Origin of the sequence: Pseudomonas marginalis (assembly GCF_008692035.1) — a bacterium.
In the GTDB taxonomy this organism is placed as follows: domain Bacteria; phylum Pseudomonadota; class Gammaproteobacteria; order Pseudomonadales; family Pseudomonadaceae; genus Aquipseudomonas; species Aquipseudomonas marginalis.
The window spans coordinates 1,615,068-1,634,347 of record NZ_VTFG01000001.1 but is presented as its reverse complement, the minus strand read 5'-3'; the positions used below and the strand labels follow the sequence as shown (position 1 = coordinate 1,634,347).

19 protein-coding genes are annotated in these 19,280 nt (G+C 63.4%); 6 read left to right on the top strand and 13 right to left on the bottom strand.

Translation table 11 applies throughout. From position 1 onward, the window contains the following. Positions 1-19 precede the first annotated feature (19 nt). Positions 20-910 carry a 1-aminocyclopropane-1-carboxylate deaminase/D-cysteine desulfhydrase gene (locus tag FX984_RS07295; RefSeq protein ID WP_146477093.1) on the top strand — a complete coding sequence of 297 codons (891 nt, stop codon included), beginning with the start codon at positions 20-22 and terminating at the stop codon, positions 908-910. Here the strand turns inward: FX984_RS07295 and FX984_RS07290 are convergent. The 3 genes from FX984_RS07290 to FX984_RS07280 form a co-directional block, all read right to left on the bottom strand. Next, on the bottom strand, positions 900-1,457 hold the full coding sequence (locus FX984_RS07290; protein WP_092357678.1) for a cytochrome b: 558 nt from the start codon (positions 1,455-1,457) through the stop codon (positions 900-902). The two genes, FX984_RS07295 and FX984_RS07290, sit on opposite strands and share 11 nt — an antisense overlap. Before the next feature lie 113 nt (positions 1,458-1,570). Continuing rightward, a complete protein-coding gene (gene phnX / locus FX984_RS07285; RefSeq protein WP_108572642.1) occupies positions 1,571-2,398 on the bottom strand; it encodes a phosphonoacetaldehyde hydrolase in 828 nt (275 codons plus the stop codon). A 27-nt stretch (positions 2,399-2,425) separates the two neighbouring features. Then, a complete protein-coding gene (locus tag FX984_RS07280) occupies positions 2,426-3,535 on the bottom strand; it encodes a 2-aminoethylphosphonate--pyruvate transaminase (protein WP_146477095.1) in 1,110 nt (369 codons plus the stop codon). A 112-nt stretch (positions 3,536-3,647) separates the two neighbouring features. Between FX984_RS07280 and FX984_RS07275 the strand changes: the two genes are divergently transcribed. Then, positions 3,648-4,505: a LysR substrate-binding domain-containing protein gene (locus tag FX984_RS07275; protein ID WP_146477096.1), complete on the top strand. Its 858-nt coding sequence runs from the start codon at positions 3,648-3,650 to the stop codon at positions 4,503-4,505. A gap of 98 nt (positions 4,506-4,603) precedes the next feature. After that, on the top strand, positions 4,604-5,311 hold the full coding sequence (locus tag FX984_RS07270) for a YebC/PmpR family DNA-binding transcriptional regulator (RefSeq protein WP_027606258.1): 708 nt from the start codon (positions 4,604-4,606) through the stop codon (positions 5,309-5,311). A 76-nt stretch (positions 5,312-5,387) separates the two neighbouring features. Here FX984_RS07270 and FX984_RS07265 read toward each other — a convergent pair whose 3' ends face one another. The 4 genes from FX984_RS07265 to FX984_RS07250 all read right to left on the bottom strand — a co-directional run bounded on the left by FX984_RS07265 (position 5,388) and on the right by FX984_RS07250 (position 9,129). Further along, complete coding sequence (locus FX984_RS07265; protein WP_146477098.1) at positions 5,388-6,692, bottom strand: protein kinase; 1,305 nt, start codon at positions 6,690-6,692, stop codon at positions 5,388-5,390. Between the two features lie 39 nt (positions 6,693-6,731). After that, on the bottom strand, positions 6,732-7,826 hold the full coding sequence (zapE, locus tag FX984_RS07260) for a cell division protein ZapE (RefSeq protein ID WP_092357670.1): 1,095 nt from the start codon (positions 7,824-7,826) through the stop codon (positions 6,732-6,734). A gap of 62 nt (positions 7,827-7,888) precedes the next feature. Continuing rightward, positions 7,889-8,626: an anti-sigma factor family protein gene (locus FX984_RS07255; RefSeq protein ID WP_098479148.1), complete on the bottom strand. Its 738-nt coding sequence runs from the start codon at positions 8,624-8,626 to the stop codon at positions 7,889-7,891. Next, the gene (locus tag FX984_RS07250; protein WP_027606262.1) at positions 8,623-9,129 is read right to left on the bottom strand and encodes an RNA polymerase sigma factor; all 507 of its coding nucleotides are present in this window, start codon (positions 9,127-9,129) and stop codon (positions 8,623-8,625) included. Before FX984_RS07250 ends, FX984_RS07255 begins: the two co-directional genes overlap by 4 nt. A gap of 169 nt (positions 9,130-9,298) precedes the next feature. Between FX984_RS07250 and FX984_RS07245 the strand changes: the two genes are divergently transcribed. After that, positions 9,299-10,381: a catalase family peroxidase gene (locus FX984_RS07245; RefSeq protein WP_146477100.1), complete on the top strand. Its 1,083-nt coding sequence runs from the start codon at positions 9,299-9,301 to the stop codon at positions 10,379-10,381. Further along, the gene (locus tag FX984_RS07240; RefSeq protein ID WP_065940125.1) at positions 10,378-10,917 is read left to right on the top strand and encodes a cytochrome b; all 540 of its coding nucleotides are present in this window, start codon (positions 10,378-10,380) and stop codon (positions 10,915-10,917) included. The genes FX984_RS07245 and FX984_RS07240 overlap by 4 nt, the downstream gene beginning before the upstream one ends. Positions 10,918-10,935: 18 nt before the next feature. Here the strand turns inward: FX984_RS07240 and FX984_RS07235 are convergent, their stop codons facing one another. Together FX984_RS07235 and FX984_RS07225 are read right to left on the bottom strand one after the other, a co-directional pair. Then, positions 10,936-12,087, bottom strand: a complete 1,152-nt coding sequence (locus FX984_RS07235; protein ID WP_027606265.1) for a M14 family metallopeptidase — start codon at positions 12,085-12,087, stop codon at positions 10,936-10,938. Positions 12,088-12,551: 464 nt separating this feature from the next. After that, a complete protein-coding gene (locus tag FX984_RS07225; protein ID WP_027606266.1) occupies positions 12,552-12,902 on the bottom strand; it encodes a DUF6124 family protein in 351 nt (116 codons plus the stop codon). A gap of 131 nt (positions 12,903-13,033) precedes the next feature. On the opposite strand from FX984_RS07225, the gene FX984_RS07220 reads away from it, so the two are divergent. Next, positions 13,034-13,669, top strand: a complete 636-nt coding sequence (locus tag FX984_RS07220) for a LexA family protein (RefSeq protein WP_027606267.1) — start codon at positions 13,034-13,036, stop codon at positions 13,667-13,669. On the opposite strand, the gene FX984_RS07215 is transcribed toward FX984_RS07220, so the two are convergent. The 4 genes from FX984_RS07215 to FX984_RS07200 are packed head-to-tail and all read right to left on the bottom strand — an operon-like array spanning position 13,666 to position 19,191. Beyond that, positions 13,666-15,591: an acetyl/propionyl/methylcrotonyl-CoA carboxylase subunit alpha gene (locus FX984_RS07215; RefSeq protein ID WP_098479152.1), complete on the bottom strand. Its 1,926-nt coding sequence runs from the start codon at positions 15,589-15,591 to the stop codon at positions 13,666-13,668. The genes FX984_RS07220 and FX984_RS07215 overlap by 4 nt on opposite strands. Continuing rightward, positions 15,588-16,394 (bottom strand): gamma-carboxygeranoyl-CoA hydratase, encoded by an 807-nt coding sequence (locus FX984_RS07210; RefSeq protein WP_027606269.1) that lies wholly within the window; start codon positions 16,392-16,394, stop codon positions 15,588-15,590. The genes FX984_RS07215 and FX984_RS07210 overlap by 4 nt, the downstream gene beginning before the upstream one ends. Before the next feature lie 14 nt (positions 16,395-16,408). Further along, positions 16,409-18,016, bottom strand: a complete 1,608-nt coding sequence (locus FX984_RS07205) for a carboxyl transferase domain-containing protein (protein ID WP_146477102.1) — start codon at positions 18,014-18,016, stop codon at positions 16,409-16,411. Positions 18,017-18,027: 11 nt separating this feature from the next. Then, entirely contained in the window at positions 18,028-19,191 is a 1,164-nt protein-coding gene (locus FX984_RS07200) for an isovaleryl-CoA dehydrogenase (protein WP_027606271.1), read from the bottom strand. Positions 19,192-19,280 lie beyond the last annotated feature (89 nt).

Here is a 19,280-nt window from a genome sequence, read left to right as displayed (position 1 = left end):
TCCATGCAGATGCCGCCCGATGGGTCCCTTTGACTGGCTTCCCCACACGCCCCTTGAAGCCATGCGGCTCGATTGGTTGAACGGCGTCGAACTGGCCGTGCTGCGCCTGGACCGCATCGACCCGCTGATCAGCGGCAACAAGTGGTTCAAGCTCACCAAACATCTGGCCCAGGCACGACAGGCCGGTGCCAGCGGCGTCATCAGCCTTGGCGGGGCGTACTCCAACCATCTTCACGCGCTGGCAGCGGCGGGCAAGCGTTTTGGTTTCGCCACTGTCGGCCTGCTGCGTGGCCATCCCCAGGACACCCCCACCGTCCTCGACCTGAAAGCCTGCGGCATGCACCTGCATTGGCTGGGCTACGGCGGTTATCGCGCGCGCCATGAGCCGGGTTTCTGGCTGCAGTGGCGCGAGCGCTATCCCGATCTTTACCCCGTGCCCGAAGGCGGAGGCGGGATGGCCGGGGCATTGGGTTGCGGGGTCTTGGTCGAGCAGGCACGCCGGCAATTGAGCACCGTGGGCTGGGCCGATTACGACGCCTGGTGGCTGGCGGCGGGCACCGGTACGACGTTGGCGGGGTTGGCGCTGGCGGAGGCGGGCGCGCATCCGGTGTATGGCGCAATGGCGGTACCGGATGATCATGGCGTGGCGCAGAACGTGAGTGCCCTCGTGCAGGGCGGTTATGAATTGCTGGACGCCAGCCGGGGTGGCTTTGGGAAGGTTGATCCGCTATTGCTCGAGTTTATCGAGAGCACTGAACAGGCCTGCGGTGTACCGCTGGAGCCGCTCTATACCGGCAAGGCGTTGCTGGCGTTGAAGCAGCAGATCGAGGCCGGGCGTTTCGTGCCCGGCACTCGCCTGATCTTCGTGCATACCGGTGGCTTGCAGGGCCGCCGAGGGTTTACAGCCTAGCGCGCTTACCCGGCATCATCCGCAACGCCGTGTTATCACGCATCACATAATGATGAAAGATCCCCGCCAACGCATGCAGGCCGATCAGCCAGTAACCGATCTTGCCGAACAGCACATGCCAGCCCTCGATCTGCTTGGCCAGCGCCTTGTTTTCAGCAATCAGCGGCGGCAACTCGATCCCATAGAACATCACCGAATGCCCCTCGGCACTGACGATCAGCCAACCGGCAATCGGCATGCCGATCATCAAGGCGTACAGCGCGAAGTGCATCAGCGTGGCCAGCAGGCTTTGCCATTGTGGCGGGGCGGGGACGATCTTGGGTGCAACCCCCAGGCTGCGCGCGAACAGGCGCAGCCACACCAGCACAAACACGGTGAGGCCGAACATGAAGTGCATCTCGACGATCAACGTCCGTGCACCGCTGCCTTTGGGGAACTGGCCGCGTAACTCAATGCAGGCGTAGACCACCGCCAGCAGCACCACCATCAACCAGTGCAGCGCAATCGACATGGTGCTGTAGCGCGTATCGGAATTTTTCCACGGCATCGCTGGGTTCCTCACTCATCAGGGCGAACCTTCGTTCTTTGGCGACGAAGTCCTTTTACTGTAAGCCTGTTTTGCGCGGTTTGCCCGACGCGATGCCGTTGTCTTGACCTCTATCAGTCGCTTTGCGGCATTTCACCGCGGGCCAGGCGCTGGTTGATGTCGGCGATGACGGCCGGCAGGTCGGTAATGGTGTCGATCAGGTAGTGGGGGCGCGAGCCTTCGAACATCGCTTCGATACGCGTGCGTTCGCTGGCCAACGTGGCACTGTCGAGGGCGCGAAACTGCGCGTAGGTCAGGCCCAGGGCATTGCCGGAGCAGGTCAGGGCCACGGTCCACATCCCGGCGCGGCGGCCTTCGAGGATGCCTGGCACGGTGTCGTCGACCTTGACGCACGCCGCCACATCGTCGATGCCCAGGGCGATCACGTTGGCGAGTGCCTGGGCTGGCCATGGGCGGCCGTTGGGCACTTCGTCGGTGGCGACCACGTGGTCGGCGACGTAGCCGTTGGTGGCGGCCAGGGCGACCACTTTGTCCATGACTTGCTTGGGATAGCCCGAGCAGGAGCCGATTTTGATACCTTGCCCGCGCAGCTGGCCGATGGTGTCGAGGGCACCGGGGATCAGCGCCGAGTGCTCGGCGATTTTCTCGATCTGCAACGGCATGAAGCGCTGGTAGATGGCGGTCACGTCGTCATCGGTGGGCGTGCGGCCGAATGCCTGGCGGTAGCGCTCGGCGACTTGCGGCTGGTCGCACAAAGTGCGGATATGGTCCCACTTGCCCATGCCCATCGGGCCACGGGCTTCTTCGATGGAAACCTGCACATCGAATTCGGCGAAGGCCTCGACAAAAATCTGCGTGGGGGCGAAAGAGCCGAAGTCGACCACGGTGCCGGCCCAGTCGAGGATGACGGCCTGGAGGGTGTTGGGGTTTTGATAGTTCATGGTTCAGATCCTGTGGGTAAGGGGCAATCAGATGTCCGACACTTCCATTTCTTCCAGCACCTCGGCGATCGCCTTGACCGCTGCGCGCATCCCTTGCGTATCGACATGGCCGATGCAGCCCACGCGGAACGTCTCCACCTGGGTCAATTTGCCGGGGTACAGAATGAAACCCTTGGCCTTGACCCGTTCGTAGAAATCCTTGAACTGGTAGCGCGGGTCTGTCGGGGCATGAAAGGTCACGATGATCGGGGCCTGGATCGCCGCGGGCAGGAAGCTGCGCAGGCCCAGTGCGGCCATGCCGTCGAGCAAGGCCTGGCAGTTGTCGGCATAGCGTCGGTGGCGCGCGGGCAGGCCGCCTTCTTCCTGGTATTGCAGCAGCGCTTCGTGCAGGGCGGCGACCACATGGGTCGGCGGGGTAAAGCGCCATTGACCGGTCTTGGCCATGTAGCTGTGCTGGTCGAACAGGTCCATCGCCAGGGAATGGCAGTTGCCCTGGGCGGCGGCCAGCGTCTGTTTGTTCGCGAAGACGAAGCCCATGCCCGGCACGCCTTCCAGGCACTTGCCGGAGGCGGCGATCAGTGCGTCGAACGGCACCTCGCGGGCATCGATCGGCAGGGCGCCGAAGGAGCTCATGGCGTCGATGATCAGGCGCTTGCCGTGGTGTTTGACGACCTCGGCGATCTGCGGCAGCGGGTTGAGGATGCCGGTGCTGGTTTCGCAATGGATCAACGCAACGTGGGTGATGGCGCTGTCTGCCGCCAGCAGGCGGTCCACATCGGCGGCGGTAGCAGGCTCGTCCTCGGCGGTTTCAAAGGTGCTGAAATCACGGCCGAGCACTTCGCAGATCCTGGCCAGGCGCTTGCCGTAGGCGCCGTTGATCAGCACCAGCACCTTGCCGTCACGCGGTACCAGGGTGCCGATGGCCGCCTCGACCGCAAAGGTGCCGCTGCCTTGCAACGGCACGCAATGGTGGCTGCCTTCGCCGTGGAGGATCGCCAGCAATTGTTCGCAGACGCTGGCGGTGAGTTGGTTGAAGCGGTCATCCCATGAACCCCAGTCCACCATCATGGCGCGGCGGGTGCGGTTCGATGTGGTCAGGGGGCCCGGGGTCAGCAGGATCGGTGCGGCAGTGGTCATCTCAAGTCCTCGCAAGGCATCGGGGTTGAAGCTACGGCGCCTAAATTGCAGTTTGGCTTGTCATCAATCAAATTGTTTGTTGTTATGCGAGCTATCAGTGAGGCCGATAACCATGAACCTGTTCCAACTGCGCGCGTTCGACGCCGTGGCCCGTGAGGGCAGTTTTACCCGCGCTGCCGCGCGGCTGTTCATCAGCCAGCCGGCGGTGACCGGGCATATCAAGGCCTTGGAGGAGCACTACCAGATTCCGTTGCTGCGCCGCACCGCGCGGCGGGTGGAGTTGACCGAAGAGGGCGCGCGGCTGGCGGCGATCACACGGGCGATCTTTGGCCTGGTGGACGAAGCCCAGACGATGCTGGAGGCCAACCGCCAACTGCTGAGCGGGCGCCTGGAAGTCGCGGCGGACGGCCCGCACCTGGTGATGCCGATGATTGCCAGCCTGCGCGCGCGCTACCCCGGGATTACCGTCAACCTGCGCCTGGGCAATGCCCAGGAAACCCTGGCCGCGCTGTTGTCCGAGCATGCGGATGTGGCGGTGCTCACCGAAGTGGAACCGCGCAACGGTCTGCACCTGCAACCGTTGAGCGAGTCGCGGCTGTGCGCATTGGTGCCGGCCAGCCACCCGTGGGCGCAGCAACCCGAGGGTATCCGCCTCGAGCAACTCAACGAGGTGATCATGGTGCTGCGCGAGCCCAGCTCGATCACCCGGCGTACCTTCGATGACGCCTGCATGGCCGCGAATGTGCAGCCCAAGGTGTTGCTGGAACTGGACAGCCGCGAGGCGGTGACCGAAGCCGTCGCCGCTGAGTTGGGGGTGGGCGTGGTCTCGTCCATGGAAGTCAGCCCCGACCCACGGGTGCAGGCGGTGCCGATTGAGGGCGAGGGGCTGGTCAACCGGCACCTGCTCGGTTGCATGGAGCGGCGCCGCTCGTTGCGCCTGATTCAGGCGGTTTTCGAGTTGGCGCCCTGAGGGTTTTTGGTGGAACGATGCGTTCTTGCGCTATAAACTCTGCCCCCAAAGCGCCGGCCAGTAGACGTTTCGGCGCGATGTATAGAAGAGAGTGAGTCATGGGCGCACAGTGGAAAGTCAAACATAAAGAAGCGGCATCCAATGCCAAGGGCAAGATCTTCGGCAAGCTGGTGAAAGAAATCACCATCGCCGCCCGCAACGGTGCCGACACCGCGACCAACGCCCACCTGCGTCTGGTGGTGGAACAGGCCAAAAAGGCCTCGATGCCCAAGGAAACCCTGGAACGCGCGATCAAGAAGGGCGCCGGTCTGCTCGGTGAAACCGTGCAATACCACCGCGTGACCTACGAAGGGTTCGCCCCGCACCAGGTGCCGTTGATCGTCGAGTGTGTGACCGACAACATCAACCGCACCGTGGCGGAAATCCGCGTGGCGTTCCGCAAGGGGCAGCTGGGTGCTTCCGGCTCCGTGGCCTGGGATTTCAACCATGTCGGCCTGATCGAAGCCTCGCCGGACACCCCGGATGCCGATGCGGAAATGGCCGCGATCGAAGCCGGTGCGCAGGACTTTGAAGACGGCGAAGAAGAAGGCACCACCCTGTTCATCACCGAGACCACTGACCTGGACGCCGTGCAAAAAGCCCTGCCGGAACAGGGGTTCACCGTGCTGTCGGCCAAGCTGGGCTACATCTCGAAGAACCCGGTGAGTGGTTTGACCGATGAGCAGATGGCTGAAGTCGAAGCCTTCCTCGAAGGTTTGGACAACCATGATGATGTGCAGGACATGTTCGTCGGCCTGGCGGGCTGATTTATCAACTGAAGAAACGCGATCCAAATGTGGGAGGGGGCCAGTCGAGTCGTCGCACCGCCCCTCCCACATTTGTTTAGTGGTGTTGGATGGATTGCAGCATGGCGTTGATTTCTTCGAAGCTCGGCCGTGCCAACACGTCGGGCTGGCAACAGCTTTTCTGCAACGCTACCAGCGCCTCGTCAATCAACCCCGCTTCAACCCGCTCCAGCAACTCCCCCAGCAGCACCCCGAACGCGCGCACTTCAATACGTTGCAAGGCTCGTGTTTCCAACGTGTCTGCCTTGGCATGGAACGACGCCGCGCCAAAGTCCCCGAGCAAACAATCGCCCGCTTCATTCCACAGGATATTGTGCCCGTACAGGTCGCCATGGGTGATGCCGTGCCGGTGCAGATGCGCCGCCACGGAGGCGATGCCCCGGGCCATGCGCAAGGCTGTGTCGAGGCTGAAGCGGGTGGCGGGGGCGTAGACGTCGCGGGTGCAGGAGGCCAGGCTCGGCAGGGCGGCGAGGTTGCGGTAGCTCGGGTCGATCAGGTCCATGACCAATGCGGCCTGGTCCTCGGGGGCACCCACCACGCGGCCTTGCACCTTGATCAGGTTAGGGTGCAACCCGGCGGCGATGCAGGCCTGCATTTCGTGCAGCGGCGAGCCGTCGCTGGTGATCGTGCCTTTGTACAGCTTGACGGCGACGGGCTTGGCCATGGGTGTCCACAGGGCCTTGCGAATCACCCCCGAGGCACCTTCGCCCAGCACCTCGGCCAGTTCCAGTTCCGTCCAGGGAATAGCCGCTGTCGCGTCGTCCACCGCCACATCCACGGCCATTTCCACCGGGTTGTCCGCATAGGCCAGCCACGTCAGGCTCGGCAGCGTCAACAGCCACTCGGGCAGGCGCGTGAGGCGGTTGGAGGCAATGCGGATCAGCTCCAGGTTGCTACAGTTGGCCAGGCTCTGCGGCAACTGCGTCAGTTGGTTCCCGGCGAGCATCAGTTTCTGCAGCAGCGGCCGCTCGCCCAACTCGCTGGGTAACTGGCTGATGCGGTTGTCGGTGAGGATCAGCCAGCGCAGCAACGGCGGCAGCGCGGCGGCGGGCACGTGGCTGATCTGGTTGGCCTTGAAGCCGATCATGCTCAATTTGGCGCACCGGCCCAGGCATTCCGGCAGTTCGGTAAAGGCGTTGTCCGAGCAGAACAGCACGCGCAGGTGCGGCAGGCGGTGCAGGTCGTCGGGTAGGCGGCTCAGGGCATTGCCGCTGAGGTTGAGGATTTCCAGGGAGTCGGCCAGCCCGAAGATTTCCTCAGGAAATTCGGTGAGCCCGCAGGACAGGTCCAGGCGCGTAATGCCGGCCAAGTGGCCGGCCTTGAGTTGGGCGAGGGTATTCATGAACGGCGCGGTCACTCGGCAAGGGGGCGTAAAAGGCGCTCATGATACCGGGTCGCACGCCCGTTGCGGGTCGGCCTGTTGCAATTGGTTCAGGCGGCTGGCGGTGCGCGCCAGGTCGATGGCCTGGCCGCTCATGGCCTGTGCCAGCGGTTGTTCGCCGATCAGGATCAGGTGCTTGTCCTTGTCGTAAAGCACGTCCACCAGGTTGATAAAACGTTGCTGCACGGCGATCGGGCAGTCTGCCAGGCGGGGCAGTCCGTCGATGACCCAGTGATCGAACGCCTCGCACAGCAACAGGTAGTCCATCACCGCCGTCAGCTGTTCGCACAGGTCGTTGAAGGTGAATACGATGGTGCGTGCATGATGCTGGCGGCAGATCAATGTGCGGTTGCCCACCGTCAGCGTCTGCGTCGGGCCGCCGCTGACAGGCAGGCCGAGCGCCGCACGCTGGGCCTGCGTGCCAGGCCACAGGTAACAGCCGGTGGTAAAGCGCTGCACGGCATGGGCCTGGGGCAGGCTGCGAAAGTCCTCGGGCGAACTGACTTCCAGCACGTCCATACGCGCGGCAATCAAGTCGATCACCGGCTTGAAACGCTCGTGGTACAGCGGGTTGGGCAACAGCCCTTCGGGTGGATAGTTGGAGGTGACCAGCACCCACACGCCACGCTGGAACAGGGCCTTGAACAGCCGGGTAATCAGCATGGCATCGCCGATGTCGTGCACGTGGAACTCGTCGAAACACAGCACACGGCAGCCGTCGAGCAACTCGTCCAGGGTCATGGCCAAGGCATCGTCCGTCGCCTGGTGCGTGAACATACCGCGGTGCAGTCGGGCGAAAAACTCATGGAAATGCACCCGTTGTTTCTCGGCGATGGGCAGCGCCTGGAAGAAACCGTCCAGCAGCCAGCTTTTGCCGCGCCCCACCGGGCCGTGCAGGTACAGGCTGCGGGTCGGCTGGCTGGCGAGCAGGTGCCGGGTCTGGCGCGCCATCGCGGTGATGGCCTGGGCTTGACCAGCACTGAGGGTGTAACCCTGTTGCCGGGCTTTGTCCTGAAAGAACGTCTGGATGGGCGTGTCGTCCAGTGTGTCGGTTTTTTTACCGAGCAAACGACGGATAAGGGGGAGCACGGCCAATGCGAGTCACTCTGTAATGCGGTGGTCGCTTACTTTAGGGCGCCGATGGCGATTTGACCAATCTAGAACGGCTGCAGGGGTGGCGTCGGCTGGCCGGCCGGGCTGACCACCGCATAGTTGTAGCCGCCGCCGGACCAGTATTGCGCTTGCAGTCCATCCGCCGTGCGCTCGCCACGGGGCAGGAAACCGTTGTCCGGGCCCGGTGGGCGGATGTAGAAGCTGATGCGCCGACCTTGTGCGTCCTGGTACAGCACCATGGCGGCGGCGCCTTGATCGGTGGTGAGCAGTCGTCCGCTGACGGGCGTGAAGCCCGCCTGGCTCAAGTCCGGCAGGCGATGGGCTTGATTGAAGTAGCGGTCGAGCCACGCCTGCATCGTGCCGCGGTCCTGGCCGTTGTAGTCGGCGGGCATGATGCCCTCCTGGGCAAACAGGCGGAACGCTTGCATCGCATCGGCCATCGGCAGCAGCGGCGGTTGCGTGGCTTCACGGGCCTGCCAGCCGCCGAGGCCACCGAGGCTGACGGCCATCAGCAGCACTGCGGCGGTGGCAAAGCGGCGGCGCGTCTGGTGCTTGAGGCGCTGGCGAATCAGTGCCGGGTCCAGCGCCGGGTTGGCCGGTTGTTGCAGGGCGCCGCTCAAGGACGCGCGCAGCAATTGCGCGTCCTGCTGCCACGCCTGCACTTGGGCCGCGACCTCGGGGTGGGCGGCCAGGTAGGTTTCGAGCACACGGCGATCACTGTCCAGGAGTTGGTGATCGACGTAGGCATGCAGGTCGCGTTCGCTGGGGGGCAGGCTGATCATTTGAGTATCCGCAGGGAAGGGCTGGCGATGTCGCCATCGCTGAGTTGACGCAACGCTTGGCGCGCCCGGGACAGGCGCGACATCACGGTGCCGATCGGCACCTCGAGTATTTGCGCGACTTCCTTGTAGCTCAAGCCCTCCACCGACACCCACAACAGCAGTGCGCGTTGTTCGGTGTTGAGTTGGTCGAAGGCTTGCAGGGTCGCCTGGGCGATGACGGTGCGCTCCACCGACGGCTGCGCGTCATCGCGGCCGGTAAAGAATTCCAGCATGCGTGCATAGCGCCGGGTGCGGCGGTGGGCATCGAGGAACTGCCGGTAGAGGATCGAGAACAGCCAGGCGCGCAGGTCGCCCTCGATGCGCTTGTCGGCCCAACGGGTGATCGCCCGCTCCAGGGTCGCCTGCACCAGGTCGTCGGCACTGCTGGCGTTACGGGTCAGGGACACAGCGAAACGCCGCAGCCTGGGGATGAGTTCACGTAACGGTTCGTCGAGTTCATGCATGGGTGTCTGGCTGGTCACTACGCTGGGACTAGAGAGACGTCCGGCGTGAACGGTTATTCCCGGCCGTGGAAAATAAATCCAGGGCCTGGGAATAGAGCGGATCGGCGTTCGTCTTAATGCTCCGACCTTATGGTTACCCCCAAAGGCCTTCAGGCCCTGGAGTCTGTTCATGGTAGATCACTCATCACCGCCACGTCCCCCGTTAAGCACGGCGAGCCTGATCGCACGACTCGCGGGAATTGGCGCCGTGGTTGCGGTTATGGCCGGGGCATTTGCCTACGTCAACGGCAGCCTCGACCCACAACGCCTGCGTCCGAAAACCCTGGTCAATGCCCTGGAAACCAACAACGGCGTGCACCCGGGATTCCGGCGTAACCATGCCAAGGGCGTGTGCGTGGCCGGGTATTTCGAAAGCAGTGCCGAGGCGCGTGCCTACTCCCGCGCCCAGGTGTTCAGCGCGGCCAGGACCCCATTGATCGGCCGCTTCGCCCTGCCCAGCGGCAACCCCTATGCGCCGGACAGCAGTGTGCCGATCCGCAGCTTTGCCGTGCAGTTCAGTCTGGCTAATGGCCAGCAATGGCGCACCGGCATGAACAGCATGCCGGTGTTCCCGGTGGGCACGCCCGAGGCGTTCTACCAGATGCTCAAGGCCGGCGCGCCGGACCCGGCCACCGGCAAACCGAACCCGGCGAATATGTCGGCGTTTTTTGCCGCACACCCTGAGGCGGCGCCATTCCTGGCGTGGGTCAAGACGGCCAGGCCATCGGCCAGTTATGCGACCGAAACCTATAACGGTATCAACGCGTTTTACCTGGTGAGTGCCGAGGGCAAGCGCCAGGCCGTGCGCTGGGGCGTAGTGCCCCAGATTCAGGATGCAGCGGGGGAGACCGCACCAGCGGGCGCCGACTTTCTGGAGAAAGACCTGGTGCAACGCCTGGCCTCAGGGCCGTTGCGTTGGCAATTGAACATGACCCTGGCCAACCCCGGCGACCCGCTGGATGATGCGAGCAAACCCTGGAGCGGTGAGCACAAGGTGCTGAATGCCGGCACCCTGGTGCTGCAAAGCAGCCAGCCCCAGGCCGACGGCGATTGTCGCGACATTAATTTCGATCCGTTGATTTTGCCCAGCGGCATCGAAGCCTCCAATGATCCGCTGCTGGCTGCACGTTCGGCGGCGTATGCCAGTTCGTACCTGCGCCGTGCCGGTGAAGTCAGCCCCTTGCACAGTGCCCCAGCGGAGTCGAAGCCATGAATGCTCAACCGCGGTTTTTTGCACCCCTGGCGCGCCTGCTGCACTGGTTGATGGCGCTGATGGTCATCGCCATGTTGTTTATCGGCGCAGGCCTGGCGGCGTCAGTGTCGGAGCGGCATGAGTGGTTGATCCACCTGCACAAGCCGCTGGGGATCGCGATCCTGGTGCTGGTGATCGTGCGCCTGGCGGTGCGCTTCTCCACCCGCCAGCCGCCGTTGCCGTCTGACTTGCCGTTGTGGCAGGTGCTGGCAGCCAAGGCGTCCCATCTGGTCTTGTATGGGTTGATGCTGGTGTTGCCGCTGCTGGGCTGGGCGATGATTTCGGCGGCGGGCGACCCGGTGATGCTCAGCAGTTCGGTGCAGTTGCCGGCGCTGGTGGCGGCGGATGCACCGCTGTTTGCGCTATTGCGCAAGGCCCATGGGTATCTGGCCTACCTGCTGTTCCTGACGGTACTGCTGCACCTGGCGGCGGCGCTGTTCCATGGGTTGATTCGGCGCGATGGTGTGCTGCAGAGCATGACCGGCACCAAGGACTGATGCCGGGGGCCAGGGGCGTTAGCGCAGGACCGTGACGATATCGGCCACGCTGCTCAAGACGTCCTTGGCCAGCTGTTTGGAGCGTTCGCCTGACCAACCTGTTTTCGGATTGGGGGCGTCGTCGTTGTCCTTGAACGGCATTTCCAGGGTCAGGGACAGGCAGTCGTACTGCTCGCCGACGGCATTGCAGGCCAGGGTCATATTGGCTTCGCCCGGCAAGTCGCGGGTGTAGCCGTGGGTGGTTTGGAAGTCACGGGTCAGCGAACTCAAATGGCTGCGGAAGCGTTTTTCCAGCGCTTCGATACGCGGGGTGTAGCCGGGGTTGCCTTCGCAGGCAGCGGTAAACACGTAGGGGATTTCTTCGTCGCCGTGGATGTCGAGGAACAGGTCGACACCGTATTGCTGCATTTGCTGTTGCACGAACAGGACTTCCGGGCTGATCTCCTGGCTGGCGCTTTGCCAGGCGCGATTGAGGTCCTGGCCCATGGCGTTGGTGCGCAGGTGACCGTGGAAGGCGCCGTCGGGGTTCATGTTCGGCACCAGGTACAGGTCGGCAACGGCCAGGAGCTTTTTCATCTCGGCATCGCCATCCTGTTGCAGGCGTTCGATGATGCCCTCCATGAACCATTCGGCCATGTGCTCGCCGGGGTGCTGCTGGGCAATGATCCAGACATTGCGCCGGCCTTCGCCGCCTTTGCCACGTCGCAACAGTTGGATATCGCGGCCCTCGACACTTTTGCCGGTGGCCAGCAGTTGGGTGCCGGCGTACTTCAGGGCCTGGTCGATCAGCCAGTCGTGGCGTTCGCGGCTGTAGGGCTCGAAGTAGGCCAACCAGGCATGTTTCTCACGGGTTTCGAGGCTGATGTGCAGGATCTCGCCGTCGAAGCGGGTAGGGACTCGGAACCAGTTGACGTGATCATAAGACGCGACAGCGTTGTAGCCGCTCCAGGCGTGCTTATACGAAGAACCACCGGCGTTGCTCAGGCGAAAATTATGGGTGTGACCCACGTGCATGCCTTCGGCTTTGAAGTGGAACCATTGGTAATGGTGGCTGCGGGTATCGGGCTGGATGGCCAGCAGCAACTGGTAGGCGTCGCTGGCGTCGAGCACCTGGATATTGCCACTGTCGAAGTCGGTGCTGATCTTGATGGAGGTCAAGGCCACGGTCATAGTCTGGTTGCCTGAATATGAGTGTTGTGGCGGCTATATTACACAGGAGTCTGGTAAAGCCTGGATGCAAAATTGTTGCGGGGGAGGGGGGCGTCGTCCGTGACGCCGCCGCAGCTTAGAATCTATGAGATTGATTCTCAAGCGCTATTTCGCAGAGATGTGCGCTGGAGCACTGGACTGGCTTTCTTTTGGCGATGGTCTTTTGCTACTATGCGCGCCATCAAGCAACACACAGTCTTCATTAGCCTGAAGCCATGCCAGGGAAACTGGCAAAAAAAAGACCCGGCCAAAGAGCCGGGTCAAAAACCGTGATTAGCCTGATGAGGAGATATTCCAAGAGTCCGACCTAAGGTCCCTTGGTCTATCGACTGATCTCGCGATCAGCTGGGTCCAATAATAATCATTATCATTTGCAAGTCAAATGTTTTTATCCGTGGGATAGAAATATTTTTCCTTCGCGGCTGTTATCCGTTCGCCCGAACCTCCGGTGCCCGCAACGACCGCTCGACCATCGCCTTTGCCATATCAATCAAATACACCACTGAAAACGCCAGGTCGCGCTGGTTGCCCTGATGGCTGCTCGCTGATTCGTAGGCCGTGGCGGCGGCACTGCGCAACAGGTCCGAGGCGTGCACCAGGGCTTCCTCCTGGCTGATGCCGGGCTTGATGGCGAAAAAGCTGTCATCCGGGACGGGTGCTGACATATTTTCTTTCAAGTAGAAGTCCAAGGCACGCTGGGCAGCACCGCTGCTGCGCAGGCCTTGCACGTCATCGTTTTCGGGTGTTTCAGGCAGGGGATACGGGCTCGTCGTCATAAGGGGCGGTACTCTGGGTGGGTGTCGAAAACCTTATGCCCGATGATAGTACGTATCGTATTTATGTCGTTTTATGGATTACTACAAACTGTTTATTGCCCTGGAAACTGGCTGACGTATTGTCGGCGGCCATGGATAAATGGATAGCGTTGGTCAAGGCCAACATGAAAGACCGCAAGGTCACCCAGGGTGAGTTGGCTGAACGCTTGGGCATGTCCCAGGGGGGCGTTGGCCACTGGCTCAACAAGCGCCGCGTGCCGAGCCTGGCGGATATGAACCGGGTGCTGGCAGAGTTGGGGCTGGGCGACCTGGAAGTGGTGCAGGAGCTGCGTGAGAAGGCCGACGAGGTCGTAGACCCGGCAAGACAGTACACGGCGTATTTTCGCTACCCGGTCAGCGAGTGGAAAGGCCTGGGCGAAATCCGCGAAGAGCGCCCGGCCTATGGTGCCGCGCGCTTCGAACTGACGGATTACCACGCCCGGGGCGACGCCTACTGGCTGCCGGTGACGAGCGACGCCATGACCGCACTCAGCGGCCCGAGCATCGCAGCAGGGATGATGATCCTGGTGGATCCGGCCATCGCCGCCGAACCCGGCAAATTGGTAGTCGCCCAACGGGCCGGCAGTACCCAGGCGACCTTCCGGCAGTTGCTGGAAGAGAGCGGCCAGCTCTACCTGGTGCCGCTCAACCCCACCTACCCGAAACTGCTGTTCACCGTTGATTGCCGCATCCTCGGCGTCGTCGTGCAGGCCACGGTGAAGTTCTAGTCCGCCGTTTCGAGCTCCACCAACGCACACCCCTCGGCAACCATTTCGCCCTCCTGGCAGAACAGCGCCTTGACTACCCCGGCCTGGGGCGCGCGGATACTGTGCTCCATCTTCATCGCTTCGAGCACCACCAACTGGGTGCCGGCCTCGACCGTTTGGCCGACGTCCACCAGCACCCGCACGATGCTGCCGTTCATCGGTGCCGTGAGGCCGCCCTGGTGCGACTGGCTGGCCTCGACAGCAGCAATCGGATCGAACAGGCTCACGCCCTGCATCTCGCCGTCCCAACGCAGGAAAACCCTGTGCTCGTTGCGCACTGCCAGATGTGAACGACGGACGCCCTGGTGTTCGATCACTAACTGTTCGCCCTGCAATGTCGCGGCGATGGCGGCCAGTGTCACCAGGCGGTCCTGGCCATTGCAGCTCAAGTGCAGCGAGACCTCGGCGGGCAGTCCTGCACGGAATCCACGGGTGTCCGCCCATGGCCCGTCACCTGGGGGCAAGCTCTGCATGAAGGCAGAACCTGCGGCCTGCCAGAATTCATCGCTCAACGTCCCGGCCACCGGCAGAAGTTCGTCCTGGTAGCGCGGAATAAATCCGGTATCCAACTCGGCCGCCGCAAATGCCGGATGACCAATAATGCGCCGCAGGAAGCCCAGGTTGGTCTTCAGCCCACCCACGGCAAACTCGTCGAGCATGCTCAGCAAGCGCAGGCGTGCCTGCTCACGGTCTTCACCCCAGGCAATCAGCTTGCCGAGCATCGGGTCGTAGAACGGCGACACGTCGTCTCCTTGCGCGACACCACTGTCCACGCGGCGCCCCGGGCCCGGCGCGGACTCGCGATACAGCGCCAGGTGCCCGGTGGCGGGCAGGAAGTCATTGGCCGGGTCTTCGGCGTACAAGCGCACTTCAATCGCATGGCCGATCAGCGGCACCTGCTCCTGGGTGATCGGCAGCGCCTCGCCCTGGGCGACGCGAATCTGCCAGGCCACCAGGTCCAGGCCGGTAATCGCTTCGGTGACCGGGTGTTCCACCTGCAGCCGCGTGTTCATCTCCATGAAGAAAAACTCGCCGCGCGCATCCAGCAAGAACTCCACCGTGCCCGCGCCGACATAACCGATGGCCTGGGCCGCACGCACCGCCGCTTCGCCCATGGCCTTGCGCTGTGCAACGCTCAGCCCCGGTGCCGGGGCTTCCTCGACGACCTTTTGGTGGCGGCGTTGGATCGAGCAGTCCCGCTCATTGAGGTACAGGCAATGCCCGTGCTGATCGGCAAATACCTGGATCTCTACGTGGCGTGGCTTGAGCAGGTATTTCTCCACCAGCATCTGCCCATTGCCGAAGGACGACAGCGCCTCACGCTGGGCCGAGGCCAGGGCGTCGGCGAGCTGGCTGACATCCTCCACCACCTTCATGCCCTTGCCGCCGCCCCCGGCCGTGGCCTTGAGCAGCACCGGATAGCCGATGCGCTCACAGGCGTCGCGGAAGGTTTCCAGGTCCTGTTCCGTGCCGTGATACCCCGGCACCAGGGGCACGCCGGCGGTTTCCATCAGGGCCTTGGCGGCGGACTTACTGCCCATGGCGTCGATGGCCGAGGCGGGCGGCCCGAGGAAGATCAGCCCCGCCGCCTCGATCGCACGGGCAAACCCGGCGTTTTCCGACAGGAAACCGTAGCCTGGGTGAATGGCCTGGGCACCGCTGGCCTGGGCGGCGGCGATCAATTTGTCGATTTGCAGGTAGCTCTCGGTGGCTTTGCTGCCCCCCAGGTCGACGCGAATATCCGCCTCGCGGCTGTGTCGCGCATCACGGTCGACGGCGCTGTGCACCGCCACGGTGGTCAGGCCCATGGCCTTGGCGGTGCGCATCACCCGGCAGGCAATCTCGCCGCGGTTGGCCACCAGCAGGGTGGTCAGCGTGCTCATGAACGCGGCTCCTGGGGCTGCCAGCTGGGCGGGCGTTTTTGCAGGAACGCGCGTAAACCCTCCTGGCCTTCGGCGCTGACACGGATGCGTGCAATGGCATTTTCGCAATAGCGGCGCAGGGCAGGGGTGAGCGCGCCGTTACCGACTTCACGCAGCAGGTCCTTGCTGGCGCGCATCGCCGCCGGGCTGTTATGCAGCAGGTGGGTGATCCACTGTTCCACCTGTTGGTCCAGTTCGCCAATCGGGTAGCTTTCCGCCAGCAGGCCGATTTCCCGGGCACGCTGGCCGCCAAACCGCTCGGCGGTCAGGGCATAGCGACGCGCCGCACGTTCGCCGATGGCCTGCACCACGAACGGGCTGATCACGGCCGGGGCCAGGCCGATGCGGACTTCCGACAGGCAGAACTGCGCGTCATCGGCGCCGATGGCCATGTCGCAGCAACTGATCAGGCCCAGCGCGCCACCGTAGGCCGCGCCTTGCACCACCGCCAGGGTGGGGATTTTCAGCTTGGCCAGGTTGTACATCAGCTCCGCCAGTTCGCGGGCGTCGTCCAGGTTGGTGTGGTAATCCAGTTCGGCCGACTGCTGCATCCACGCCAGGTCGGCACCGGCGCTGAAGTGCCTGCCGCGCCCCCGCAGGACCAGGAAACGCAGGGATGCATCACCTTGCACATGGTCGAGGGCGATGATCAGTTCGCGGATCATCTCGGCGTTGAACGCGTTGTTCTTGGCTTCTCGGCTGAGCCACAGCGTGGCAAAGCCACGGCTGTCGGTGATCAGTTCGAGGGTATTGAAATCGCTCATGGGTACGGCTCCATTTACATGCGGAACACGCCGAAGCGGCTCGGCTCGATGGGGGCATTCAGCGCGGCGGACAAGGCCAGGGCCAGCACATCGCGGGTCTGCATCGGGTCGATGACGCCGTCGTCCCACAGGCGTGCGCTGGAGTAATAGGGGTGACCCTGGGTTTCGTACTGGTCGAGGATCGGCTGCTTGATCGCCGCTTCCTCTTCAGCGCTGAAGCCGACGCCTGCCCGTTCAGCCTGTTCACGCTTGACCTGCACCAGCACGCCCGCAGCCTGTTCGGCACCCATCACGCCGATGCGTGCGTTGGGCCACATCCACAAAAAGCGCGGGTCATAGGCGCGGCCGCACATGCCGTAGTTGCCGGCGCCGAAGCTGCCGCCGATGATCACCGTGAATTTCGGCACCTTGGCGCACGCCACTGCAGTCACCAGCTTGGCGCCGTGCTTGGCGATGCCACCGGCTTCGTATTTCTGGCCGACCATAAACCCGGTGATGTTCTGCAGGAACAGCAGGGGAATCCCGCGTTGGCAGGCCAGCTCGATAAAGTGCGCGCCTTTTTGCGCGGCCTCGGCGAACAGAATCCCGTTGTTCGCCAGAATCGCAATCGGGTAACCGTGCAAATGCGCGAAGCCGCACACCAGGGTGGTGCCGAACAGCGCCTTGAACTCATCGAACACCGAGCCATCCACCAGCCGTGCGATCACTTCGCGCACATCGAACGGCTGCTTGGCATCGGCCGGGATCACGCCGTAGAGCTCTTCGCTGCTGTACAACGGCGCCACGGGCGTGCGTTGCAGCAATTGGCCTTGCTTGCGCCAATTGAGGTTGGCCACGCTGCGGCGGGCCAGGGCCAGGGCGTGTTCATCACTGTCGGCATAGTGGTCGGCCACGCCGGATATCCTGCAGTGCACGTCGGCACCGCCGAGGTCTTCGGCGCTGACCACTTCACCGGTAGCCGCCTTCACCAATGGCGGGCCGGCCAGGAAGATCGTCGCTTGGTTACGCACCATGATCGCTTCGTCGGCCATGGCCGGCACGTAGGCGCCACCGGCGGTGCACGAGCCCATCACCACGGCGATCTGCGGGATGCCCTGGGCACTCATGTTGGCCTGGTTGAAGAAGATCCGCCCGAAGTGCTCGCGGTCGGGAAACACTTCATCCTGGCGCGGCAGGTTGGCGCCGCCGGAATCCACCAGGTAGATGCACGGCAGGCGGTTCTGTTCGGCGATGGTCTGGGCGCGCAGGTGTTTTTTCACCGTGAGTGGGTAGTAGGAGCCGCCTTTGACCGTGGCGTCGTTGGCGACGATCATGCATTCGACGCCTTCCACGCGGCCGATCCCGGCAATCACCCCGGCGGCCGGTACGTCTTCGCCGTACACCTGATGGGCGGCCAGTTGGCTGAGTTCAAGGAACGGCGAGCCCGGGTCCAGCAGGCGATTGATGCGCTCGCGCGGCAGCAGTTTGCCGCGTGAGGTGTGGCGCTCCTGGGCCTTGGCGCCGCCGCCTTGCTGCACGTGGGCGAGCAGGGTGTGCAGGGCGTCGACCTGTTGGCGCATCGCCGCGCTGTTGCTGGCGAACTCCGCCGAGCGTGGGTTGAGCTGGGTGTGCAAGGTGGCCATGGGACGCTCCTTCAGCGGGTTTCGTTGAAGAGTTCGCGACCGATCAGCATCCGCCGAATCTCACTGGTGCCGGCGCCGATTTCATACAGCTTGGCGTCCCGCAGCAGGCGCCCGGCGGGGAATTCATTGATATAGCCATTGCCGCCGAGGATCTGGATCGCGTCGAGGGCCATTTGCGTGGCGCGTTCGGCGCTGTACAGGATCACCCCGGCCGCGTCCTTGCGCGTGGTTTCGCCGCGTTCGCAGGCCTGGGCCACCGCGTAGAGGTAGGCGCGGCTGGCGTTGAGCTGGGTGTACATGTCGGCGACCTTGCCCTGGATCAGCTGGAACTCGCCGATGCTTTGACCGAACTGCTTGCGATCGTGGATGTAGGGCACGATCAGGTCCATGCACGCCTGCATGATCCCGGTGGGGCCGCCGGACAACACCACGCGCTCGTAATCGAGGCCGCTCATCAGCACTTTCACGCCGCCGTTGAGCACGCCGAGGATGTTTTCCTCCGGCACTTGCACGTCATCGAAGAACAGTTCGCAGGTGTTGGAGCCACGCATGCCGAGCTTGTCGAACTTGTTGCTGCGGCTGAAGCCTTTCCAGTCGCGCTCGACGATAAACGCGGTGATGCCGTGGGGGCCCCTTTCCAGGTCGGTCTTGGCGTAGATCACATAGGTGCTGGCGTCGGGGCCGTTGGTGATCCAGGTCTTGCTGCCGTTGAGCACATAGTGGTCGCCGTGTTTGTCGGCGCGCAGTTTCATCGAGACCACGTCGGAACCGGCGTTGGGTTCGCTCATGGCCAGGGCGCCGACGTGTTCGCCGCTGATCAGTTTGGGCAGGTACTTGAGTTTCTGTTCGTGAGTACCGTTGCGGTTGATCTGGTTCACGCACAGGTTGGAGTGGGCGCCGTAGGACAACGCCACCGAGGCCGAGCCACGGCTGATTTCTTCCATGCTCACCACGTGGGCCAGGTAGCCCAGGCCGGCGCCGCCGTATTCTTCCGGTACGGTGATGCCCAGCAGGCCCATGTCCCCGAACTTGCGCCACAGGTCGGCGGGGAACAGGTTGTCGATGTCGATCTGTGCCGCACGGGGCGCGATTTCCTTGGCCACGAAGGACTGCACCTGGTCGCGCAGCATGTCGATGGTTTCACCGAGGGCGAAGTTCAGGGACGGGTAACTCATGGACAGGCACCTTAATGTGAGCTTTGTTGTTGTGTGGATGGCGCGCCAGGGAAGGGCGCTCACCTTTACGTTAACGTAAGCTTGCGTTA

What these genes read in the sequence shown, in the direction of transcription:
- FX984_RS07295 (WP_146477093.1), top strand. Translation starts at nt 20, where the DNA reads ATGGGTCCCTTTGACTGGCTTCCCCACACGCCCCTTGAAGCCATGCGG.
- FX984_RS07290 (WP_092357678.1), bottom strand. Translation starts at nt 1,457, where the DNA reads ATGCCGTGGAAAAATTCCGATACGCGCTACAGCACCATGTCGATTGCG.
- phnX (WP_108572642.1), bottom strand. Translation starts at nt 2,398, where the DNA reads ATGAACTATCAAAACCCCAACACCCTCCAGGCCGTCATCCTCGACTGG.
- FX984_RS07280 (WP_146477095.1), bottom strand. Translation starts at nt 3,535, where the DNA reads ATGACCACTGCCGCACCGATCCTGCTGACCCCGGGCCCCCTGACCACA.
- FX984_RS07275 (WP_146477096.1), top strand. Translation starts at nt 3,648, where the DNA reads ATGAACCTGTTCCAACTGCGCGCGTTCGACGCCGTGGCCCGTGAGGGC.
- FX984_RS07270 (WP_027606258.1), top strand. Translation starts at nt 4,604, where the DNA reads ATGGGCGCACAGTGGAAAGTCAAACATAAAGAAGCGGCATCCAATGCC.
- FX984_RS07265 (WP_146477098.1), bottom strand. Translation starts at nt 6,692, where the DNA reads ATGAATACCCTCGCCCAACTCAAGGCCGGCCACTTGGCCGGCATTACG.
- FX984_RS07255 (WP_098479148.1), bottom strand. Translation starts at nt 8,626, where the DNA reads ATGATCAGCCTGCCCCCCAGCGAACGCGACCTGCATGCCTACGTCGAT.
- FX984_RS07250 (WP_027606262.1), bottom strand. Translation starts at nt 9,129, where the DNA reads ATGCATGAACTCGACGAACCGTTACGTGAACTCATCCCCAGGCTGCGG.
- FX984_RS07245 (WP_146477100.1), top strand. Translation starts at nt 9,299, where the DNA reads ATGGTAGATCACTCATCACCGCCACGTCCCCCGTTAAGCACGGCGAGC.
- FX984_RS07240 (WP_065940125.1), top strand. Translation starts at nt 10,378, where the DNA reads ATGAATGCTCAACCGCGGTTTTTTGCACCCCTGGCGCGCCTGCTGCAC.
- FX984_RS07235 (WP_027606265.1), bottom strand. Translation starts at nt 12,087, where the DNA reads ATGACCGTGGCCTTGACCTCCATCAAGATCAGCACCGACTTCGACAGT.
- FX984_RS07225 (WP_027606266.1), bottom strand. Translation starts at nt 12,902, where the DNA reads ATGACGACGAGCCCGTATCCCCTGCCTGAAACACCCGAAAACGATGAC.
- FX984_RS07220 (WP_027606267.1), top strand. Translation starts at nt 13,034, where the DNA reads ATGGATAAATGGATAGCGTTGGTCAAGGCCAACATGAAAGACCGCAAG.
- FX984_RS07215 (WP_098479152.1), bottom strand. Translation starts at nt 15,591, where the DNA reads ATGAGCACGCTGACCACCCTGCTGGTGGCCAACCGCGGCGAGATTGCC.
- FX984_RS07210 (WP_027606269.1), bottom strand. Translation starts at nt 16,394, where the DNA reads ATGAGCGATTTCAATACCCTCGAACTGATCACCGACAGCCGTGGCTTT.
- FX984_RS07205 (WP_146477102.1), bottom strand. Translation starts at nt 18,016, where the DNA reads ATGGCCACCTTGCACACCCAGCTCAACCCACGCTCGGCGGAGTTCGCC.
- FX984_RS07200 (WP_027606271.1), bottom strand. Translation starts at nt 19,191, where the DNA reads ATGAGTTACCCGTCCCTGAACTTCGCCCTCGGTGAAACCATCGACATG.